This window comes from Paenibacillus sp. FSL R5-0341 (assembly GCF_037975235.1).
GTDB lineage: Bacteria > Bacillota > Bacilli > Paenibacillales > Paenibacillaceae > Paenibacillus > Paenibacillus amylolyticus_A.
This window is the reverse complement of sequence record NZ_CP150241.1, coordinates 4585527-4606136: the sequence shown is the minus strand read 5'-3', so window position 1 is coordinate 4606136 and position 20610 is coordinate 4585527. Positions and strand designations below refer to the sequence as shown.

Sequence of the window (20610 nt, the reverse complement as noted above, 5' to 3'; positions counted from 1 at the left end):
ATAAATGAAATAGATATGGTTGAATAGATGACAGGATATTCGAGCAGTTAGACGCGGATATCCTGTTTTGTTTTTCTTTTCGTGGTCGGCTTTGTGCTCCGGCTCGCTTGTGTAGTACAATAGTTGGGATGTTTAAAAAATGAGGAGGAAAAACCAAGTATGTTATGGCATGAACTAACAATACATACCACAGAAGAAGCTGTGGAGATGATTTCGAATTTTTTACATGAAGCGGGTGCTGGAGGGGTTTCGATTGAAGAGTCCGGTACTTTAAATAAAAAACGGGACACAACGTATGGTGAGTTATACGACGTTCCTTTGAATGATATTCCTGAAGGCTTTGCGGTCATCAAAGGGTACTTCTCCGAAGGTACGGATATGGTTGCACTGCAGTCCGAAGTTCATCCGAGAATTGAGGAACTCTCTGAATTTGGAATTGATACAGGTGAGGTTCGTTATGAGACGCGTACAGTGGATGAAAATGACTGGGCAACAGCCTGGAAGCAATATTTCAAGCCGGTACGTGTATCGGAACGTCTGACGATCAAACCAACGTGGGAGGAGTATACGCCTGAAAGTCCGGATGAGAAAATCATTGAGCTTGATCCAGGCATGGCTTTTGGTACAGGAACACATCCAACGACCTCTCTCTGCTTGCGCACACTGGAAACGGTTATTAAGGGCGGCGAGGAAGTTATTGACGTAGGTACAGGTTCGGGTATTTTGGCTATCGGAGCTATAAAACTTGGGGCAAAACATGTGCTGGCGCTCGATCTTGATCCGGTTGCGGTAATCAGTGCCAGGGAGAATGTGGAACTGAATGGGCTGGAGCAACAAATTACGGTTAAAGAGAGTGATCTGTTGTCCGTCCTCGGGAGTCAGGACCCTGCGCTTGGTGTGCAACTGCCAGTTAAGGTTGTCGTGGCGAACATTCTGGCTGAGATCATTTTGTTATTCGTAGATGATGTCTATAATGCGCTTGAGTCTGGTGGTACCTATATTGTATCGGGCATTTGGAAGAACAAAGAGCAGGTTGTGCATGATGCACTGGTAGCCTCAGGGTTTGAAGTGAGTGCGATCCACCGTGATGAGGATTGGCTGGCGTTTGTAGCCAGAAAGGGGTAACCCATGGACTTTTGGAATTCGTTCTTTCGTTATCCGATCGATCAGCTTCCGTTTTTCCTGCTGACCATTCTGATCGCATTTACGGTGCATGAATTCTCGCATGCATATTTTGCAAACAAATTCGGTGATCCGACAGCCAAGCTGTTGGGTCGGGTTACACTGAATCCGGTTGTTCACTTTGATTTGTTTGGTGTGCTCCTGCTCATTATTGCCGGTTTTGGTTGGGCACGTCCGGTTCCGGTTAATCGGGCTAACTTTGACAAGCCTAGATTGATGGGCATCATCGTATCCGCAGCAGGGCCTCTAAGCAATCTGTTACTCGCGATCATCGGTACAATCATCTATGCTTCACTGGTTGGTTCAGGAGCACTCGGCGGGATTGATAATGAGCGGCTGCTGACAGCAATTACGACGTTCTTCGCTATCTTTAACTTAACAAACTTTTTCCTGTTCCTGTTTAACTTGATTCCGTTGCCCCCGTTGGATGGTTATCGGATTCTAGAAGATGCACTGCCACCTTCAATCAGCCGCAAGCTGCAAGGTGTGGAGCAATGGTCCATTTTTATCTTCCTATTAATTCTAGTTATACCTCCTTTGCAAAATGTGACGATTCAACCTTTGTATGAGTTCGCGCAAACGATGTATGTAGATCTGGCAAAGGTGATTATTGAATTATATCGCTAAAAGCGTATCGTGTTTGGACGGATATACTGGTCAGAAACATGTAAAAGTTGTATGATCATCTGTGGCGATTGGATTCACGCCTGTCATTGGGCGGGGTGAATTCCAGTCATAACAGGACAGAATGGGTGGATTGACTTATGCAGCGATATTTTGTATCTGCAGAACAGTTTAATGAACACGCTGTGATTATCACAGGTGATGATGCACGCCATATCGGCAAGGTTATGCGTGGTAAGCCTGGAGATAAACTGATTGTCAGTGACGGAAACTCCAGAGAAGCACTCGTGGAGATTGAGACCATTGAAGCTGGCCAAGTGACGGCCAATATTGTAGAGTCACTGGTTATGGACCATGAAGCGCGGATTCGTGTAACCGTGGCACAGAGTTTACCCAAAGGTGACAAGATGGAAACAGTCATCCAGAGATGTACTGAGATCGGGGCGGTATCATTTGTACCCTTCCTATCAGAACGTACGATTGTGCAATATGATGCCAAGAAAGAAGGCAAACGGTTGGAGCGGTGGCGGAAAATTGCCAAGGAAGCTGCCGAACAGAGTCACCGGAATCGCATTCCATCCGTTGAGCAGCCACTTTCCTGGAAAGGGCTGTTATCTTCTTTTGAGGGCTATAGCCTGGTATGTTATTGTTATGAGAAAGAAAACGGTAAACAGCTGAGAGATGCGCTGAAACCGTTTGTTGAACAGCTTGCACCTGGTGCGAGTGCAGAAGTATTGATCGTTGTTGGACCGGAAGGTGGATTTTCTGAGAAGGAGACGGCAGAAGCTGATCAGGCAGGTGCTGTATCTGTTGGACTGGGCAAACGCATTTTGCGTGCTGAGACAGCTGGAATGGCAGCACTAACTTGCGTGCTATATGAATCCGGAGAAATGGGAGGAATGTAATTATGCCATCCGTGGCGTTTTACACCTTAGGCTGCAAAGTTAATTTCTATGATACAGAGGCGATTTGGCAATTGTTCAAAAACGAAGGATACGATCAAGTGGACTTTGACGAACAGACAGCGGATGTATACTTGATTAATACTTGTACAGTAACCAATACCGGCGACAAAAAGAGCCGTCAAATTATTCGTCGTGCCATTCGGCGCAACCCGGAGGCAATTGTGGCCGTTACAGGCTGCTATGCGCAGACTTCTCCGGGAGAGATTCTGGACATCCCTGGCGTGGATCTGGTCATCGGTACACAGGACCGTGACAAGATTTTGCCATATGTCAATGAAATTCAGGAGTCACGTCAACCCGTTAACGCGGTGCGTAATATTATGAAAACCCGTGTATTTGAAGAGATGGACGTACCGGATTTTGCTGATCGTACCCGCGCTTTCCTGAAGATTCAGGATGGTTGCAATAACTTCTGTACATTCTGCATTATTCCGTGGTCTCGTGGTCTCTCACGCAGCCGGGAAGCGAACAGCATCGTTCAACAGGCGCATCAACTCGTACACGCCGGATACAAGGAGATTGTTCTGACTGGTATTCATACAGGTGGGTATGGGGATGACATGGAGAACTATGATCTGACCGATCTGCTGTGGGATTTGGATAAAGTAGAGGGTCTGGAGCGTATTCGAATCAGCTCGATTGAAGCGAGTCAGATCGATGACCGCATGCTCGACGTGATCAAACGTTCGGACAAACTCGTCCGTCACTTCCATATTCCGCTGCAAGCGGGGGATGATACGGTGTTGAAACGCATGCGTCGCAAATATACGACAGAAGAGTTCTACAACAAAATGTTTCGCATTCGGGAAGCGATGCCAGATGTAGCGATTACGACTGACATTATTGTTGGATTTCCGGGTGAGACCGATGAGATGTATCGTAATGGCTATGAATTGATGCGGAAAATCGGTTTCTCCGAAATGCACGTATTTCCTTATTCCAAGCGTACGGGGACACCAGCAGCACGAATGGAAGATCAGGTGGACGAAGAGGTCAAAAATGCACGTGTGCATGAACTGATTGACTTGTCGGAGCAGATGCAGCTGGAGTACGCTGAGCAGTTTGTCGGACAGGTACTGGATGTCATTCCTGAAGGTGAAGCCAAAGGCCGCGAGGGAAGTGGCAAGCTGCACGGTTATAGCGACAACTACATTCAGCTGGTCTTTGACGGAACCATGGATATGGTCGGTAAAGTGTGCCGAGTCAAGGTGGTTGAAGCTGGCGTCAATGAGAGTCAGGCTACGCTGGTACGTGTGTTGGAAGAGAATCTGAAGTCCGCCGCGATGTAATCGAGGCGTCAGAAACAAGGATTTCATTTCCTTGGGGAGCCTACCCGGGAGATGAGGTCCTTCTTTTGCAAAAAAATAAGATATTGAAGTCGATGGGGGAGAGCACGATGAACAAAAAAGAAATTTCAGCAGGCGGAGTTGTCTATAGAACAGGGGAAGATGGAAATCTTCAAATTCAGCTTATCGTAGATCGTTATGGTAAAACGACTCTCGCCAAAGGCAAAATGGAAGATGGAGAGACAATTGAACAGACGGCACTGCGTGAGATTCTGGAAGAGACGGGTATGGTCGGTCGTATTGTGGAGCCAGTCGATATCATCGCCTATACGTACCAACATGCAGAGTTTGGCCCAGTAGATAAGGAAGTCCATTACTATCTTGTTGAAGCCGAAAGTGGTGATCTACAGCCTCAGATTGAAGAGATCAAGGGTGTGGATTGGTATGCTCCGGAAGAAGCATGGTCCAGACAGCAGCAGAGCGGATATGATAATAACGATGATATCTTGCGTGTAGCCCTGAACAAGTTAGGCATTAACGTATAACGCATTATAGTTCTGGTTCGAATCAGTTAGCCCGCGCGCTCTGTGGGTCTGATAGGCAGATCATCAAGCCACGGGTGACTTCGCCGCGGGGGCGTGGACCGGTGGTTTTTTGTGCCAGATTGGCAAGTAACAGAATGGTAAAGCAAGTAGTGAACTGGTGATGTTAAAAAGGGTCTGGGCATGCGCAATCTGTGCCCCGTTGTCCGCTGACAGCCAGGCCGAAGCTGCATGCAGCTGGCCGATCAGCGGCATAAACAGCAGCGCTCCCGCAATGTTTAATACAACATGGGAGGCTGCGACAAATTTGCCTGCGGATGCTCCGCCCGCGGCAGCGATCACGGCGGTGATGCAGGTCCCCACGTTGGACCCGATCACAATGGCGATGCCGATCTCCACAGGCAATACCCCTGTGGCTGCGAGCGTAATCGCCATGCTAATGACAGCCGCGCTACTGTGAATGAGCGCTGTCAGACAGGCACCTGCCAGGAAGCCCCACCACAAGCTGTCGGCTGAGCGGTCGAGAAACCATTGAAACACGCCCATGCTCCGTAAGGGTAAGGCAATGGATTGCATCACCTGAATGCCTGTCATGACGAGTGCAAATCCAGCAGTCGCGAGGAAGCTGTACTGGATATTAAACAGAGTCTGGCGCGTGCGTTTAGGAGCGGCCAGATTACGTTCACCAAGTACAACAAACGTGGCCCAGCCCGTCAGCGACAGGACGAGTAGCGGTAGGGAAGCACGTCCGATCTGCAGTCCTACCAGCTCCGTCGTCAGACATGTCCCGATGTTGGTGCCGAGGATGATGCCGAGTGTGCGTCCATAGGTAATTAATCTGGCATTAGCCAGTCCAATGGTGAGTACCGTGACCGCAGTACTGCTCTGCAACAGGGCCGTTGCACCCGCGCTGAAGGCCATGCCTTTCCATGGAGCAGAGGTAGCACGATTGAGCCAACCTGCCAACATGGGCCCAGCCATGCGTTGCAAGGCGGTCTCCATTAACTTCATGCCACCAAAAAAGATAATAAGCCCATAGAGTAAGGGCAATATCACATCTCTAAACATAGAAATATCATTCCTTCCGTCCGGTTCCTTAACTCATCCTATGAGTAAACAAAGACAACCATGACAAGCCTAAAGGAATTCAGAGGGAAGCGACCTAAATTACCCCACCGCAATTCGAAAGATACGGTGATTCGTTCAAACGTAGTGGAGGGACGAATCTAATCTGCGGAAGCAAGCCGCACATGTGTTGCGGTTATTTCAGACTTTTTTTAGTAGGGAAGTCCAAAAAAAGAATAAAAACGCTCAAAACCAATCCGTAACCGTAACGTCATTTAAATAAAGCGACCGTAGTAACAATTCGTCACTAAAGCATCTTAACTGTCGCACCCCAATTCGAAAGATACGGTGATTCGTGCAAACGTAGTGGAGGGGACGAAATCGAATCTGAAGAAGCGAAGCGTGCGCCTTTGTCTCCGGATTTTCCCTTTAAAAAAGGGAATCAAAAAAATCTGGAGACAACAGCGATCGGAAGATCGATTCGTAACCGAAACGCCATCTACGCGCCGCACCAAACCTATCTTTTTAACTAACTATGAAAGAAGTGGATCTACCTTGCCATCAGTTACACTCGAACGCAGTCGCAAAAAGCGGCTTGAACATGCGCATCCATGGATATTTAACAATGAAATTGCCTCTGTTGACGGAAACCCGGAACCGGGAGATCTGGTCAATGTATTGAATCATCAAGGTCGCTATTTGGCGACAGGTTATTATAATCCTGCATCTCAGATCACTGTAAGGGTTGTATCGTATCAACCGCTGGAGTCCGAACAGATGGACACGGCGTTCTTTGCAGCTCGTTTCCGCGATTGCTTGCGTCATCGGGAACGCTTTATCCAGGATGGAGAGGCGTACCGTCTTGTATACGGAGAAGCTGATTTTCTGCCAGGATTGATCGTTGACCGGTTCGGCAGCATTCTCGTTGTACAGTTGCTTACACTCGGCATGGATCGTTGCCGTGAAGCCATTGTACAAGCACTCATTGAAGTGATGCAGCCGGAAGGCATCTATGAGCGCAGTGATGTCTCGATTCGTGAACTGGAAGGTTTGGAGCAGACCAAAGGCCCGCTGTACGGGGAGTGCCCGCGGCATGTCACCGTTACAGAGAATGGACTTCTCATTAAAGTGGATATCGTGGAAGGCCAGAAGACAGGTTACTTCTTCGACCAACGTGAGAATCGTGCAGCGATCGAACCCCTCATGAAGGGTTGGGGCTATAAGAGTGGAATTACACTTCAACAGACCGAGCAGGATGGTACAGAGCAGCTCTTGCCTGTGAATAAAAGTGGTAAGGTGGTTACATTCCCTTATTGGGACGGTGCCACCGTACTGGAGTGCTTCTCTCACACGGGTAGCTTCACGTTGAATGCTTGCAAATATGGAGCCAAAAAAGTGACTTGTCTTGATATTTCAGAGCATGCCATTGAGAGTGCACGAACGAATGTGGAGCTGAACGGATTCACCGACCGGGTCGAATTCGTAGTTGCCGATGCATTCCAGTACTTGCGTGAGCAAGTGAAAGGACTGGATGAACGTACTGCACGTGCGCGTGCTGGTGAACAAAAAGTAGATACATCCAAAGCGCTTGCAGCTGGCGGTAAAACCTTTGATGTGGTCATCCTTGATCCTCCTGCGTTTGCCAAAACGAAATCAGCAGTTAAAGGTGCGTGCCGTGGATATAAGGATATCAACCTGCAAGGAATGAAACTGGTTAATGAGGGCGGATATTTGGTAACAGCTAGCTGTTCATATCACATGCGTCCAGACCTCTTCCTGGATACGATTGCGGATGCAGCGGAAGATGCAGGCAAAGTGCTGCGTCTAATCGACTGGAAAGCAGCTGGTAAGGATCATCCGCAAATTTTGGGCGTGGATGAGGGACATTACCTGAAATTTGCTATTTTCGAAGTGCGTAGTAAAAAGAATTAGAAGAGTCTCTTCTCACTTTTTTTAATCTCTCGTAAGGTAAAGTAAAGTTTAAATGAATGATACTTTCAGTCAAAAGTCCACAGTGTGAACAGCTGCGGGCTTTTTGCCGTGTTAACGGAGATGTTCTCCGGTTTTACCGGATAGTGGCAAACGTATGTTCCGAACCAAGTCAGATATGTTATACTGGGAATTAAAATCTTGTACGTGTGGTTTGGAGGATTAGACATGTCCGTTCGTTTTGTTATTGGTCGGGCAGGCAGCGGCAAAAGCTCGCTGATTACCCGGGAAATTACATCCCTGCTGCAAAAGGAGCCGCAAGGTAAACCTTTGATTTTACTTGTTCCGGAACAGAGTTCTTTTCGAACGGAGCAATCATTGGTGTCTTCAGGAGCAATTAAAGGTACAATGCGCGCAGAAGTGCTTGGCTTTCGCCGGTTAGCCTACCGCGTAATGCAGGAAGCCGGCGGTTCTGCTCGTATTCCGATCGGAGCCGAAGGCAAGAAGATGCTGCTATACAAAGTCATCCAGCGCCGTAAGGAAGAATTGAAGCTGTTTGGTGCATCCGGCAGTCAGCTGGGTTTTATAGGCGAATTAAATGACTTATATAGTGAATTTAAACGTTATGAAGTTGATCCATCCTTGCTGGAAGAAGGGCTGTCTGGAGGGAATATCTCATCCACTTCGCCGATTCTGGAGGACAAGTTGCATGACTTGAATCTAATATATCGTGACTATGAACAGGAACTGACCCAATTATATATTGATGATGAAGACACGTTGACCGAGCTGACAGAGCGTTTGTCGGAAAGTGCATTGCTGCAGGATGCCCAGATCTGGATTGATGGTTTTCAGGGATTCACGCCACAGGAGATGAGTGTGATTGGTCGACTCATGTTGCAGTCCTCTTCCGTGACGATTGCACTGACATTGGATCGTCCATATGATCACGGTGCGCTGCCTGGAGAACTGGAATTGTTTTATCCCACAGCGAGTGCCTACGCGCGCCTGAAAGGAATGGCTGAAGAACTGGGTGTACCGAGCGATATAACTGTGCTAGATTCAGAGATTCCACCGAGATACAGGGATCGTCCAGGACTTGCTCATCTAGAGGCTGGGTTCGACCGCCGAATTCGGTGGAAAAGTGATGGCCTTGATTCCGGAATCCGCCTGGTTGCAGCGGAGAACCGTCGAGCTGAGATGGAGGGAGCACTGCGTGAGATGCGGCGCCTGGCACAAAACGAAGGTGCGCGTTATCGGGATATGGCGGTACTTGTCCGCCAGTTGGATACCTACGCTGATATAGCTGAACCGCTATTTAGGGATTATGGCGTACCCGTCTTTCTGGACCGCAGAAGAAATGAACTTCATCATCCATTATCTGAGTTTATCCGTTCCGCACTGGATATTGTTCGTCGCCATTGGCGTTACGAGGATGTATTTCGCTGTGTCAAAACGGATCTGTTGCTTCCGCGTGATGGTTCCATAACCCGTGAAGATATGGACCAGCTTGAGAATTATGCACTGGCCTGTGGTATTCATGGATATCGCTGGACTGACGGCAAACCGTGGAAGTATGTTCCTAGCTTATCACTGGAAGATAACGGTCAGGATGGCCGTAGTCGAGGACGGGACCAAATGCTTTCTTTAATGGAGAGTTGTCGAACGGTCATTACAGATTCCTTGGGTGCTTTTGAGAAACGAATGAAAAAGGCAAAGACAGCCAAAGCCCAATGCGAAGCATTATACAGACTGCTGGAAGATGCCGAAATTCCTTGGAAGTTGGAACATATGTCTGCTGAAGCTAAAGCTCAGGGAGATCCCGAACGTTCGAGAGAACATCGGCAGATGTGGGGAGCTGTGCTGGATCTATTGGATCAGATGGTCGATATGATGGGGAATGAACGGCTGGATATCACGCTGTTTGCCGGGATGATTGAGACCGGATTGACCGAACTGAAGCTGGGTCTGGTACCTCCAGCACTGGATCAGGTATTGGTCGGTTCCATGGACCGTACACGTCTTCAGGACATCAAATACGTATTTGTCCTTGGTGCAGTTGATGGTGAATTGCCCGCCGTACCTCAGGATGATGGCGTATTAACGGAGCTGGAAAGATCGTTGCTGACAGAAAGAGGCGTGGCGCTTGGACCAGGTGCAACAAGGCAGATGCTGGATGAACGTTTTCTGATCTATACGGCACTTACAGCGGCAAGCAGCCAGTTGTGGCTGAGTTACCCGGTTGCTGATGATGAGGGGAAAGCACTGCTTCCTTCCGAGATTGTCCGCCATGTACGGAAAATGTTTGGTTTACAAGAACAGCCATTGCTTGCTCAACCACCGGTTGCGAACTCGGAAGAAGCTCATTGGTCCTATGTTACACATCCAGGGCAGAGTTTGTCTGCGCTCATTGGACAATTGCGCAAATGGCGCCGCGGAGAAGACATTCCTGAAATGTGGTGGGCAGTCTACAACTGGCATGCATCTCGGGAGACAAGCAGACCTCAGTTGGAGCAACTGCTGGGATCAATCTTTTATCGTAATCGGGCATTACCACTACGTACAGCTACCAGTCGCAGATTGTATGGCACAGAGGTAAGGACGAGTGTTTCGCGAATGGAGCGGTTCGTAGCTTGTCCGTTCTCCCATTTTGCTTCGCACGGGCTGCGTCTCAAAGAACGGCAATTGTATCGCCTTCAGGCTCCTGATATCGGACAACTGTTTCATGCTGCACTTAGCCAGCTGGCTATGCGGTTGCGTGAAGAAAATCGTAGTTGGGGCAGCTTGACTCCAGACCAATGCCGCCAGGAAGCCGAGCAAACCGTGGAGCAGATTGCACCACAGCTGCAAGGGGAGATTTTGCTCAGCACCAAGCGATACGGTTATATTTTCCGCAAATTGAAGGACATTGTTAGCCGGGCATCCGTTATTCTCGGGGAACAGTCCAGACGCGGAAGCTTCGAACCGATTGGGCTGGAGCTTGATTTTGGACCGGATAAACCGCTGCCGCCACTCCGTTTTGAACTGGAGAACGGCTGTGTGATGGAAATTGTGGGTCGGATTGACCGTGTGGATGTGGCAGAAGGCGAGAATGGTCTGCTCCTGCGTGTCATTGACTATAAATCAAGCCAGACGGACCTCAAGTTACATGAAGTGTACTATGGTCTGTCATTGCAAATGCTCACCTATCTGGAGGTGCTGCTTAGTGCTGCCGAGGAATGGCTTGGGGAAACGGCGATGCCGGGAGGAACGTTGTATTTCCATGTGCATAACCCGCTGTTGCAATCCGCAAACGGCATGACATCGGAGCAGGCCGGACAAGAACTGCTGAAACGGTTCAAAATGAAAGGTTTGCTGCTGGCGGATCGGGACGCAATTGCTCAAATGGATAACACTCTGGATAAGGGGTATTCAGCCATTATTCCGGTTGCCCTTAAGGCAGACGGAAGTTTTTATAGCAGCGCCGCTGTAGCTACGCCAGAGCAATGGGATACGCTGCTTGCTTCGGTTCGCAGTAATATCCGTGAGATTGGTACCCGAATTACGGATGGGGATGTGGCCATTGAGCCTTATCGTATTCAGCAGGAAGTGGCGTGCACCTTCTGTCCGTATAAGCCTGTTTGTCAGTTTGATGAGAATATTGAGGGAAATGAATATAATCTGTTGTCCAAACCGGGCAAACAGCAAATCTGGGATATGTTATCTCACACCAAGGGAGGGGAAACATCATGACGAATATGCCAAAACCGGAAGGTAGCTTCTGGAGTGATGACCAATGGAGTGCCATCTCCGAAAGCGGAGAAGACATTCTGGTTGCCGCAGCGGCGGGATCAGGCAAGACAGCCGTGCTGGTTGAACGAATTATTCGCAAGATTGCAGATCCCTCCCAAGGATTCAGTGTGGATCGCTTGCTTGTAGCTACATTTACCAAAGCGGCTGCCGCCGAGATGAAACAACGTATTCGGGAAGCGCTGGAACGTGCGCTTGAAGAACAGCCTGGGGAAGAACATTTGCGTAAGCAGCTGTCCCTGCTTGGGCGGGCATCTATTACAACATTGCATTCATTCTGTATGGAAGTCATTCGCCGGTACTATCAGCAAATTCCGTTGAACCCGGCTTTCCGTATCCTGAATGAAAATGAAGCGGAAATCATGCGCCAGGAACTACTTGAAGAACTATTTGAGGAAAAGTACGGTGAAGAAGATGAAGGTAGTACATTCCGCGAATTGGTGGACTGGTTCAGTGGAGAACGAAACGATGATGCCATGCATCGACTTGTGCAACGGTTGTATGATTTCTCCCGCAGTCACTCCTGGCCGGATCATTGGCTCTCAGAGATGGCATCCGCTTTTCAGGTGGAAAGTGTGGAGGCGCTTGGACATTCAGCATGGGTTCAGAGTATTTTGCGTGATGCGGCTCTTGCTTTAAGTGGTGCAGCAGGACTGCTCCGTCAAGGTATCCATATTTCCATGCAGCCAGAAGGTCCGGCACCTTATTCAGATACGTTAAAAGAAGACCTGTTGATGGTAGAAGAGCTGTTGTCTGCGGTCCAAGTTATTCCATGGGAAAGGTTGCCAGAAGTGTTTCAACCCGCTGCATTCGGCAAACTGAAACCCTGCAAAAAAGATCAGACGGACCCAGCTTTACAGGATCAGGTGAAGGAACTCCGTGAGGCTGCGAAAAAGGCAGTGACCGACCTGAAAGGTTCATTGTTCGGAAGAACTGCGTTTTCGTTCTGGCAGGAACTGGAGCAGGCGGCACCACTCATGCAGGAACTGTCGAGGCTGGTTAGTACATTTGGAGAACGTTATCGACAGGCCAAACTGGAACGTGGGCAAGTTGACTTCAGTGATCTGGAGCATTACTGCCTTCACATTTTGCGACATGAGGATTCGACGCCTGAACTGTCGATGCCTTCCGACGCGGCTATGGAGTACCGTTCGCGATTCGATGAAGTGTTGCTCGATGAATATCAGGACACCAATACGGTTCAGGAAGATATCGTGAAGCTGATCTCGAGAGAAAACCCGGGTAACCGATTCATGGTAGGTGATGTCAAACAGAGTATCTACCGTTTCCGGTTGGCTGAGCCGGGTCTGTTTATGAACAAGTATCGTCAATATGGAGCGAGCACACGTGAGAACGTAAATGATGAAGATCGTCTGCATCGTACAGGTCAACGTATTGATCTTGCGCGGAATTTCCGCAGTCGAGCGGAAGTTGTGCATTCGGTTAACATGATATTCCGGCAACTCATGAACGAAGGCGTAGCAGAGATTGCTTACGATGAACGAGCTCAACTGGCATATGGGGCTACGTTCCCGTCAGAGACGCTTGGCGATGAGGCATATACACCTGAGCTCATGCTAATTGATCGTCAGGGCGGTGGTCCTGATCTGACAGAGAGTACGGATGAGAACGGGGATTCATCGGTCTCCGCAGAACTGGAGAGTGCCGAACTTGAAACGGCCCAGTTGGAAGCGCGGGCGATCGCGAGGCGGATTCGTGAGATGGTTGGGGATACGGACAAACCTGCCCTCCATGTATATGACAAAGCCCTGAAAGCGATGCGACCGGCACGTTACGGTGACATGGTCATCTTGCTGCGTTCAACCTTGATGTGGGCTCCGCTCATGATTGAGGAATTCAGGCAGCAGGGAATTCCTGCTGGAGGGGAGCAGAGCAAGGGCTACTTCCAGGCTACGGAAGTGGAAATCATGATGTCTCTGCTTCAGCTTGTTGATAATCCAAGGCAGGATATCCCGCTCGCTTCCGTGCTTCGTTCCCCGATTGTAGGACTGGATGAAGAAGAACTGGCACAGATTCGGCTCGGTGACAAAAGACAGTCATTCTACGATGCAGTTATATCGGCTGCTGGAGAATGGGGCGATACTTCCACTAATGCCGTACAACAATCCCGGCAGGATAATCATCCTGATTCCAATATCGTCCAGTTGCAGTGGCCGGAAGCTTGGTCAGAGATGGAACAAGGACAGCGGGAAACAGCAGCTTCTGTTGAGGCAGAGATTCTGGACGATGTACACGAATTCGATGTGCATAGAGATGGAGTTCAAGATGCTGGTTTTACTGGACAGGCAAGCGAAGATATGGACATAACGGAGATTTCAGGCTCGGAGCTGCAGCAAAAGTTAATTCGTTTTATGCGTCAATTGCAGCAGTGGAGACTTGAGGCAAGACAAGGCAGTTTAAGTGAACTGATCTGGCGTATGTATCGGGAAACCGGTTATTTGGACTGGGTTGGTGGTCTTCCAGGAGGACTGCAACGTCAAAGTAATCTTAAGGCATTGTACGATCGCGCACGACAATATGAGGAATCAACTGCGAATCGCGGCTTGTTCCGTTTCCTGACCTATGTTTCCAGACTGCGGGAAAACGGGGGAGACCTCGGGACTGTAGCAAGTAGCTCTGGTGAGCAGGACAACGCCGTACGGATCATGACGATTCACCGGAGTAAAGGTTTGGAGTTTCCAATTGTCTTTGTCGGTGGCATATCCAAGATGTTCAATCAGCAGGATCTGAACGCACCGTTTCTAATGCATAAGGAACTGGGATTTGGCCCGAGGTTTGTAGATCGTGAAAATCGGGTTGCCTATCCTACATTAGCCAATCTGGCGATTCGTCGTCGTGCGCAATTTGAACTGCTTGCTGAAGAGATGCGTGTGCTGTATGTTGCGTTGACCCGTCCCAAAGAGAAAATGATTCTGCTGGGTACCGTAAAAGATGCCTCGAAAAAAGCGCTGGCGTGGTCTCAGGTCAAGGACAGCCCTGAACTGGCATTGCCAGACTATCTGCTTGCTGCAGGGCGGAGCTACCTGGACTGGATTGGGCCATCCCTGATGAGACATCCAGATGCGGCTGTGCTGCGAGAACTTGCAGGAAGCAATGATTCGTTCTCAGCCTGTCTTGCAGATGATCAATCACGATGGGCGATTTCTATTGTTTCTGCCGATCAGGTGTCTCGTGACCATGTGGTGGATCAGACACTTGGGGAAGAAGACGGGATGACTGAGGTGCGGAAAGAACGAATTGCTGCACTAAAAGCAGTTCAGCCTGTGAATTTGGTTATATCCGCAACTGTAGAAGAGCTGACGAAGAGTGCACAAGATACGGCTAACCAAAACATTGGAGATGAAGGTGCAGATACAGTAGCTCTTCAACAAGTGGAGACACGGCTGATTCGCGAGGTTGATCAACGGCTTTCGTGGACGTACCCCTATGAAGCAGCAACTCAAGTGGCAGCCAGCACATCTGTTACTGAGTTGAAAACGTTACTTGCGATGCAGGACATCCAGTCCGTAGAGGTGATGGAGGAACTGGGAGAACAATCCGAGACATTATTGAATCACAACACCCCAGGAAGCAATTACACCAAAGATGAAGCAGGTCATGTACTACGTGGCGTATCTGGTGAATCTAACGAGCGTGAGACCGGATCAGGGTCAGATTCAAACGGTACGGTTAATGTTTCGGATGCGGGATCTGCGGGTACGTCATTCAAATTGCATCTGCGTCGTCCCAAATTTATGGGAGAGAAGCAATTGACAGGGACAGAGCGGGGGACCGTGTATCATACGTTGATGCAACATCTTCCTGTAGATGAATCGGCCATTGACTCACAGCTTATTGAGCAGACCACTCAGCGATTGGTTGAGCTTCAGATTTTGCTGCCCCACCACGTGGAGGCTATCGAACTCGAAGAGCTGGTCGGATTTTTCGATACAGAACCAGGTAAAGAGCTAATGCGTGCAGCGTGGGTAAAACGGGAGATCCCGTTTGTGTATGGACTTCCGGCACATCAGTCCCCTGTGGAATGGCTACATGTGCAGTCTACGCAATCAGAAATCCAGACTGTAGATGAAGAAAATAAAATGCAGGCCACCATTGAAGATGAAACGGTGTTGGTCCGGGGAATTATTGACTGTCTGTATGAGGTGGACGGTGAGCTTGTGTTGCTCGATTACAAGACGGATCGGGTGTTGGACCATCGCGGTGGACTGCGTACACTTACGGAAAACTATGGCTTCCAGCTGGAGCTGTATGGAAGGGCCATTGAAGATATATTGGGACGGAAAGTTGACCGGAAGTGGCTGTACTTTTTTGATGGTGGACATGCAGTGAAGTTATAAAAAGATCGGAATTCAAAACCATGTATATCAAATGGGAGAGGGGTGGAACGGACAATGCGTATTTTGCATACAGGGGACTGGCATTTGGGAAAAACGCTGGAAGGACGAAGCCGACTGCGTGAACAGGAAGATTTCGTTGATGAACTTGTCAGGGTGGCTGATGAGCAGCAGGCGGATGCCATATTGATGGCCGGAGATGTGTATGATTCCGTGAATCCTCCCGCAGCGGCGGAACAACTTTTTTATGAAGCGGCAGCACGTCTGACGGAGCATGGAAGACCTCTCGTGGTAATTGCAGGGAATCATGATCAGCCAGAGCGGGTGGCTTCTGTAACTCCACTGGTGAACAGGCAGGGCATTACACTCGTAGGGATGCCTACTTCAGAAGCGGTAACCATCTATGCAAAGCGAACCGGAGAAACTGCACAGATTGCCGCATTACCTTATCCTTCTGAAGCCAGATTGAATGAATTGCTGACCACGGATGGGGACGAAAATGTGCTTCGTCAGGCATACAGTCACCGGGTGGGCATGTTAATGCAGCGTCTGGCAGCTTCTTTTCGCCCGGATACCGTGAACTTGGCCATGAGCCATATCTATGTGCTCGGTGGACTTGAGAGTGATTCGGAACGTCCGATTCAGATCGGTGGGGCATACACGGTAGACCCTTCTTCTTTATCGACTGGTGCGCAATACACAGCGCTTGGGCATCTTCATCGTGCACAGGCTGTCAAGGGAGACGGAGTGATTCGATATAGCGGTTCTCCGCTGGCCTACAGCTTCTCGGAAGCGGGGCAGAGTAAGTCTGTCACGATGGTCGATCTGGCACCGGGTGGAGCTGCACAGGTAGAGGAAGTCTTGTTAACGTCTGGGCGTCCGCTTGTGCGTTGGCAGGCACGTGGTGGTCTAGCAGAAGTATATCGCTGGCTGGACGAGGGACGTGATCCGCAGGCTTTTATCGACATGGAAGTGTGGCTGGACGAGGCGATGTCGCTGAAGGAGATTCAGCAGTTGCGAAAATCACATGAGGGTATTATTCATATTCGCCCCGTGTACCCCGAGATGGCTGCAGCAGGGCTTTTGGAGCAACGATCCGAGCTACCGGTACATGAACTGTTCCGTAAATTCTATCAGCGCCAGACGGGTGGTGCACAACCTGAAGACAGCCTGGTACAGCTTTTCCTGGAACTTGTGGATGAAGACGAGCCGGGTGTGCGTGAGGAGGTCGAGGAAAGATGAAGCCCATTTTATTAAAAGTTGCCGGACTGCAAAGTTATCGGGAGATGCAGGAAATTGATTTTACCGTGCTGACGGAGACGGGTCTATTCGGTATTTTCGGTCCTACGGGCAGTGGTAAATCTTCCTTGCTCGATGCCATCACACTCGCCATGTACGGAAAAGTAGAACGTGCGGTGAACGGTACACAAGGCATTATGAATCATGCAGAAGATTCGCTGTCGGTTGCTTTTACATTCGAACTGATGTCAGCGGAAGGAACTCGAAGGTTCCGGGTAGAGCGACGTTTCAAACGGAATAATGAAGTGTCCGTTAGTAACACGATTAGCAAATTCATAGAGACAGTCAATGGCGAAGAGCAGGTACTTGCCGACAAGTTGGCAGATGTGAATCGCTGCGTTGAAGATGTGATCGGTTTGAAGATGGATGATTTTACACGGGCAGTGGTACTTCCGCAAGGGAAGTTTGCCGAGTTTTTGTCACTCAAAGGCAGTGAACGTCGCCAGATGCTGCAACGATTATTCCATCTGGAGAAGTATGGGGATCAGTTGGCCATCAAATTAAGTCGGCGGGTCAAGGATAACGATATGGTTCACCAATCTCTTGCTGCAGAGCAACAGGGACTTGGTAATGCCAGCAAAGAGACACTGGCAGAAACCAAACGTCTTCTCCAAACCGCAGTTCAACAGTCTGAATTGTCTCGCAAAGCGCTGGATGAAGCTACGAAGGAAGTCGAACAGCTGTGTAAAATCCGTGAGCTAAGTAACGAACGGCAGGCCCGGAAAGATGAACAGCAGAAGCTGAAAGCACTGGAACCACAGGTTGAGGCAGGTGAACAACGGCTGAAACAATCTGTTGCGGCAGATGCAATACTGCCTGCGTTGCAGACGGTTCGAGATGCCAAGTTTACGCAGAAGCAGCGGCAGGATACCGCCGAGACAGCTCATCAGCAAGCATTGGAACATGAGCGTCTGGCTGTTCAGGAAGCGGAGAAGGCCGAGACGGCACGTTCGCAAATGGCCGAGGAAGAACCGAAACTGCTGTTGCGCCTGGAACAACTGGAACAAGCGAAAGAGCTGCAACGGGAACGGGACGGACTTCAAGCCGATTGCTCGCGCCTCGCGCAGCTGCTGGAACAGGGTCAGGGCGAACAGACTGCGCTGGGACAGCAGCTTGAGAAAGAAAAGGAATTGCAACAGCGTGGACGCAAACGGCGTGAGGAACTACAGGAGAGCCTCAAGCCAAATGAAGTGAAGTCAGAGGAGCGCAGACAGCTGCAGGCTGCGCTTGAACTGAAGCATCGTGTGGATACTGCCGCGGAGCAATTGCAGCAAAACAAAGCTGACATGCAAGCCTATAAGCAGTCGGCAGAACAGGGAGCCGATAAGCTGAAGGGGGCGGCTGAGGAAGAAAAACGCCTGAGTAATCAGCGTCAGCATCTGGTAGAACAGGCGTCAGCAGGTCTTGAGGCCTTGCTTGCCTGTGAGCAGGACATCAGCCGCGAACAGAGCCTGCTGGCCCTTGCGGAGGAACAGCTGCGTGGCACGATGCGTGAGCAGGAGCTGCATCGGCTGTCCTCCGCCTTGCGCGCCGAGCTGCGTGACGGCGAGCCATGCCCGGTGTGCGGCTCGCCGCATCACCCACTCCCGGCTGCGCCGCCGGGAGAAGGTCCGCACGCAGCCGATGCGGACCTGGAACTGCTGCGCAGCCTGCACGCGGAGCTGCAGGAGCTGCGCTTTGGGCTGCGCCAGCAGCTGCACGAACGTCGCAGCCTGCTGACGCAGCTTGGCGCTGCGGCCGGCGAAGCTCCGGCCGCAGCCGAGGCCGCGCCTGCGGCAGCGGAGCCCGAGCCCGCCGGGTCGCCCGAACACGGGCGCTCCCCGGCAGGCTGGGCATCGCGTGCCGCTGCGCTGCGCGAAGCCGCGCAGGCGCTGGCTGCGGCAGCAGCGCCGCTCCAGGCCGAAGCCGCCGCGTTGCAGCAGGCGGCTGTGGGCGCGCAGCAGCGCCGCATGGAAGCGGCAGCTGCGCAGGAGGCCGGCCGTGCCGGGCTCGTCCAGGCGGAGCGCAAGCTGGCCGAGAGCGAGGCGGCAGCGGCTGCCTTGCAGGGCCGCTGGGCCACAGAACTGCCAGGCATCCCTCAGGAGGAGGCCAAGGCCCTCTATCAGGCGATGCAGGAGCGCGATGCGCGCGCCGAAGACATCAAGGAACGTCTGAACAAAAGCGTGACGTTCCTTGAGGAAAAAGACCAGATCATTCAATCTCTCCAGCAGAAGCTGGTGGAATTGGACAAACAACTGATCCAGTGGCAAACGCAGTGGCAGGGCAATAGCAAACAGCTCGCCGAGAAGGAAGAACGCCTGCGCCAGTGGGTTGGGGAGCAGCGGGTAGAAGATCTGATTGCTGCGGCTCAGGCTCGTCTGGATGGACTGCGGAAAACAGCTTCGGACACGGCACAACGCTTCAAAGAGGCGGACACGCTGAAGCAGGAATCAGCCAAGAAAGACGTTATGGCTCAGCAGGCAGCCACCTCGGCCACAGAACATTTGCAACAGGCACAGGAACGGTGGAAGCAATTGTTGGAAAAATCCCCGTTTGACTCGGATGATGCCGTTGTGTCCGCGGCGATTCCATCACAGGAAGCAGAACGACTGGCAGGCGAGATCCAGCAGCACCGTGAACGTGAGCGTGAGCTGGTATCCCAATTACGTGAACTGGAACAGAAGCTGGGTGGTGCAGTCGTATCGGAGGAACAGTGGTTAGCATGCACAGCACGATTGCAGCAGGTTCGGATTGAGGATGAAGCTGCCCTTCGTGCCAAAGCACGCGCAGAACGTGATCTGGAGGATGTGGAGCAGCGACATGTTCGCTGGACCGAACTGGAGAACAAGCGGGTGGAGGTAAGCCGTCAAGGTGAGCTGCTCAGCAAACTGCAATCTGCGTTCAGAGGCAATGCTTTTGTCGAGTATATTGCCGAAGAACAACTGATGCAGGTTAGTCACGCGGCATCTCAGCGTCTGCGCTTCCTGACCAAACAGCGTTATTCACTGGAGGTAGACTCTGGTGGTGGTTTTGTGATCTGTGATGATGCCAACGGGGGAGTCAAACGACCGGTATCGACGTTGTCCGGTGGCGAGACGTTTTTGACCTCATTGTCACTGGCCCTGGCGCTGTCGGCCCAGATTCAGCTGCGAGGTCAGTACCCGCTTCAATTCTTCTTCCTGGATGAAGGGTTCGGTACACTTGACCCGGAATTGTTGGATACCGTCATTACGTCGCTGGAAAAACTGCATGACGACCGATTGGCTGTCGGTGTAATCAGTCACGTGCCTGAACTTCGTGCACGCTTGCCACGCAAGCTTGTGGTGATCCCGGCAGGTGAAGCTGGAAACGGCTCACGGGTGGTCTTGGAGACCCTGTAGAGGGCAACGTGTAAGTGATACAAATGATAGAAACGCCTCTTATAGTCCAAGCAACTGAATATTACCGAATCTTATTGTAAAAATATTTCTTTTCTTGCTTTTATAACATAGCGGAGTGAGTTACATCACAGATACAGGTTCATCCCGCTGTTATACTACAGTTAAGCCGACAAACTTGTTTTAAGTACCCCGGCGGACATCTGATCAGGACGTTT

11 protein-coding genes are annotated in these 20610 nt (G+C 50.5%); 10 read left to right on the top strand and 1 reads right to left on the bottom strand.

Annotated features, from left to right (window positions below; genetic code table 11):
- Window positions 1-159 precede the first annotated feature (159 nt).
- The 5 genes from prmA (at window position 160) to MKX75_RS20640 (ending at window position 4602) form a co-directional block, all read left to right on the top strand.
- Window positions 160-1125, top strand: coding sequence for a 50S ribosomal protein L11 methyltransferase (prmA, locus tag MKX75_RS20660; RefSeq protein ID WP_339166606.1), 966 nt, complete (start codon window positions 160-162; stop codon window positions 1123-1125).
- A gap of 3 nt (window positions 1126-1128) precedes the next feature.
- A complete protein-coding gene (locus MKX75_RS20655; RefSeq protein WP_076332295.1) occupies window positions 1129-1809 on the top strand; it encodes a site-2 protease family protein in 681 nt (226 codons plus the stop codon).
- Window positions 1810-1946: 137 nt separating this feature from the next.
- Window positions 1947-2711 carry an RsmE family RNA methyltransferase gene (locus tag MKX75_RS20650; RefSeq protein ID WP_062835516.1) on the top strand — a complete coding sequence of 255 codons (765 nt, stop codon included), beginning with the start codon at window positions 1947-1949 and terminating at the stop codon, window positions 2709-2711.
- A 2-nt stretch (window positions 2712-2713) separates the two neighbouring features.
- The gene (gene mtaB, locus MKX75_RS20645) at window positions 2714-4060 is read left to right on the top strand and encodes a tRNA (N(6)-L-threonylcarbamoyladenosine(37)-C(2))-methylthiotransferase MtaB (protein ID WP_339166604.1); all 1347 of its coding nucleotides are present in this window, start codon (window positions 2714-2716) and stop codon (window positions 4058-4060) included.
- Between the two features lie 107 nt (window positions 4061-4167).
- Entirely contained in the window at window positions 4168-4602 is a 435-nt protein-coding gene (locus MKX75_RS20640) for an NUDIX domain-containing protein (protein ID WP_339166602.1), read from the top strand.
- A gap of 63 nt (window positions 4603-4665) precedes the next feature.
- On the opposite strand, the gene MKX75_RS20635 is transcribed toward MKX75_RS20640, so the two are convergent.
- Window positions 4666-5667 carry a Na/Pi symporter gene (locus MKX75_RS20635; RefSeq protein WP_339166600.1) on the bottom strand — a complete coding sequence of 334 codons (1002 nt, stop codon included), beginning with the start codon at window positions 5665-5667 and terminating at the stop codon, window positions 4666-4668.
- Between the two features lie 552 nt (window positions 5668-6219).
- Here MKX75_RS20635 and MKX75_RS20630 point away from each other — a divergent pair.
- The 5 genes from MKX75_RS20630 to MKX75_RS20610 all read left to right on the top strand — a co-directional run bounded on the left by MKX75_RS20630 (window position 6220) and on the right by MKX75_RS20610 (window position 20395).
- Window positions 6220-7596, top strand: coding sequence for a class I SAM-dependent rRNA methyltransferase (locus MKX75_RS20630; protein WP_339166599.1), 1377 nt, complete (start codon window positions 6220-6222; stop codon window positions 7594-7596).
- Between the two features lie 225 nt (window positions 7597-7821).
- On the top strand, window positions 7822-11325 hold the full coding sequence (gene addB, locus MKX75_RS20625) for a helicase-exonuclease AddAB subunit AddB (protein ID WP_339166597.1): 3504 nt from the start codon (window positions 7822-7824) through the stop codon (window positions 11323-11325).
- Window positions 11322-15740, top strand: coding sequence for a helicase-exonuclease AddAB subunit AddA (gene addA / locus MKX75_RS20620; protein WP_339166595.1), 4419 nt, complete (start codon window positions 11322-11324; stop codon window positions 15738-15740). Before addB ends, addA begins: the two co-directional genes overlap by 4 nt.
- A gap of 54 nt (window positions 15741-15794) precedes the next feature.
- A complete protein-coding gene (locus MKX75_RS20615) occupies window positions 15795-16979 on the top strand; it encodes an exonuclease SbcCD subunit D (protein WP_264928872.1) in 1185 nt (394 codons plus the stop codon).
- A complete protein-coding gene (locus MKX75_RS20610; RefSeq protein ID WP_339166593.1) occupies window positions 16976-20395 on the top strand; it encodes an SMC family ATPase in 3420 nt (1139 codons plus the stop codon). Before MKX75_RS20615 ends, MKX75_RS20610 begins: the two co-directional genes overlap by 4 nt.
- Window positions 20396-20610: the final 215 nt, after the last annotated feature.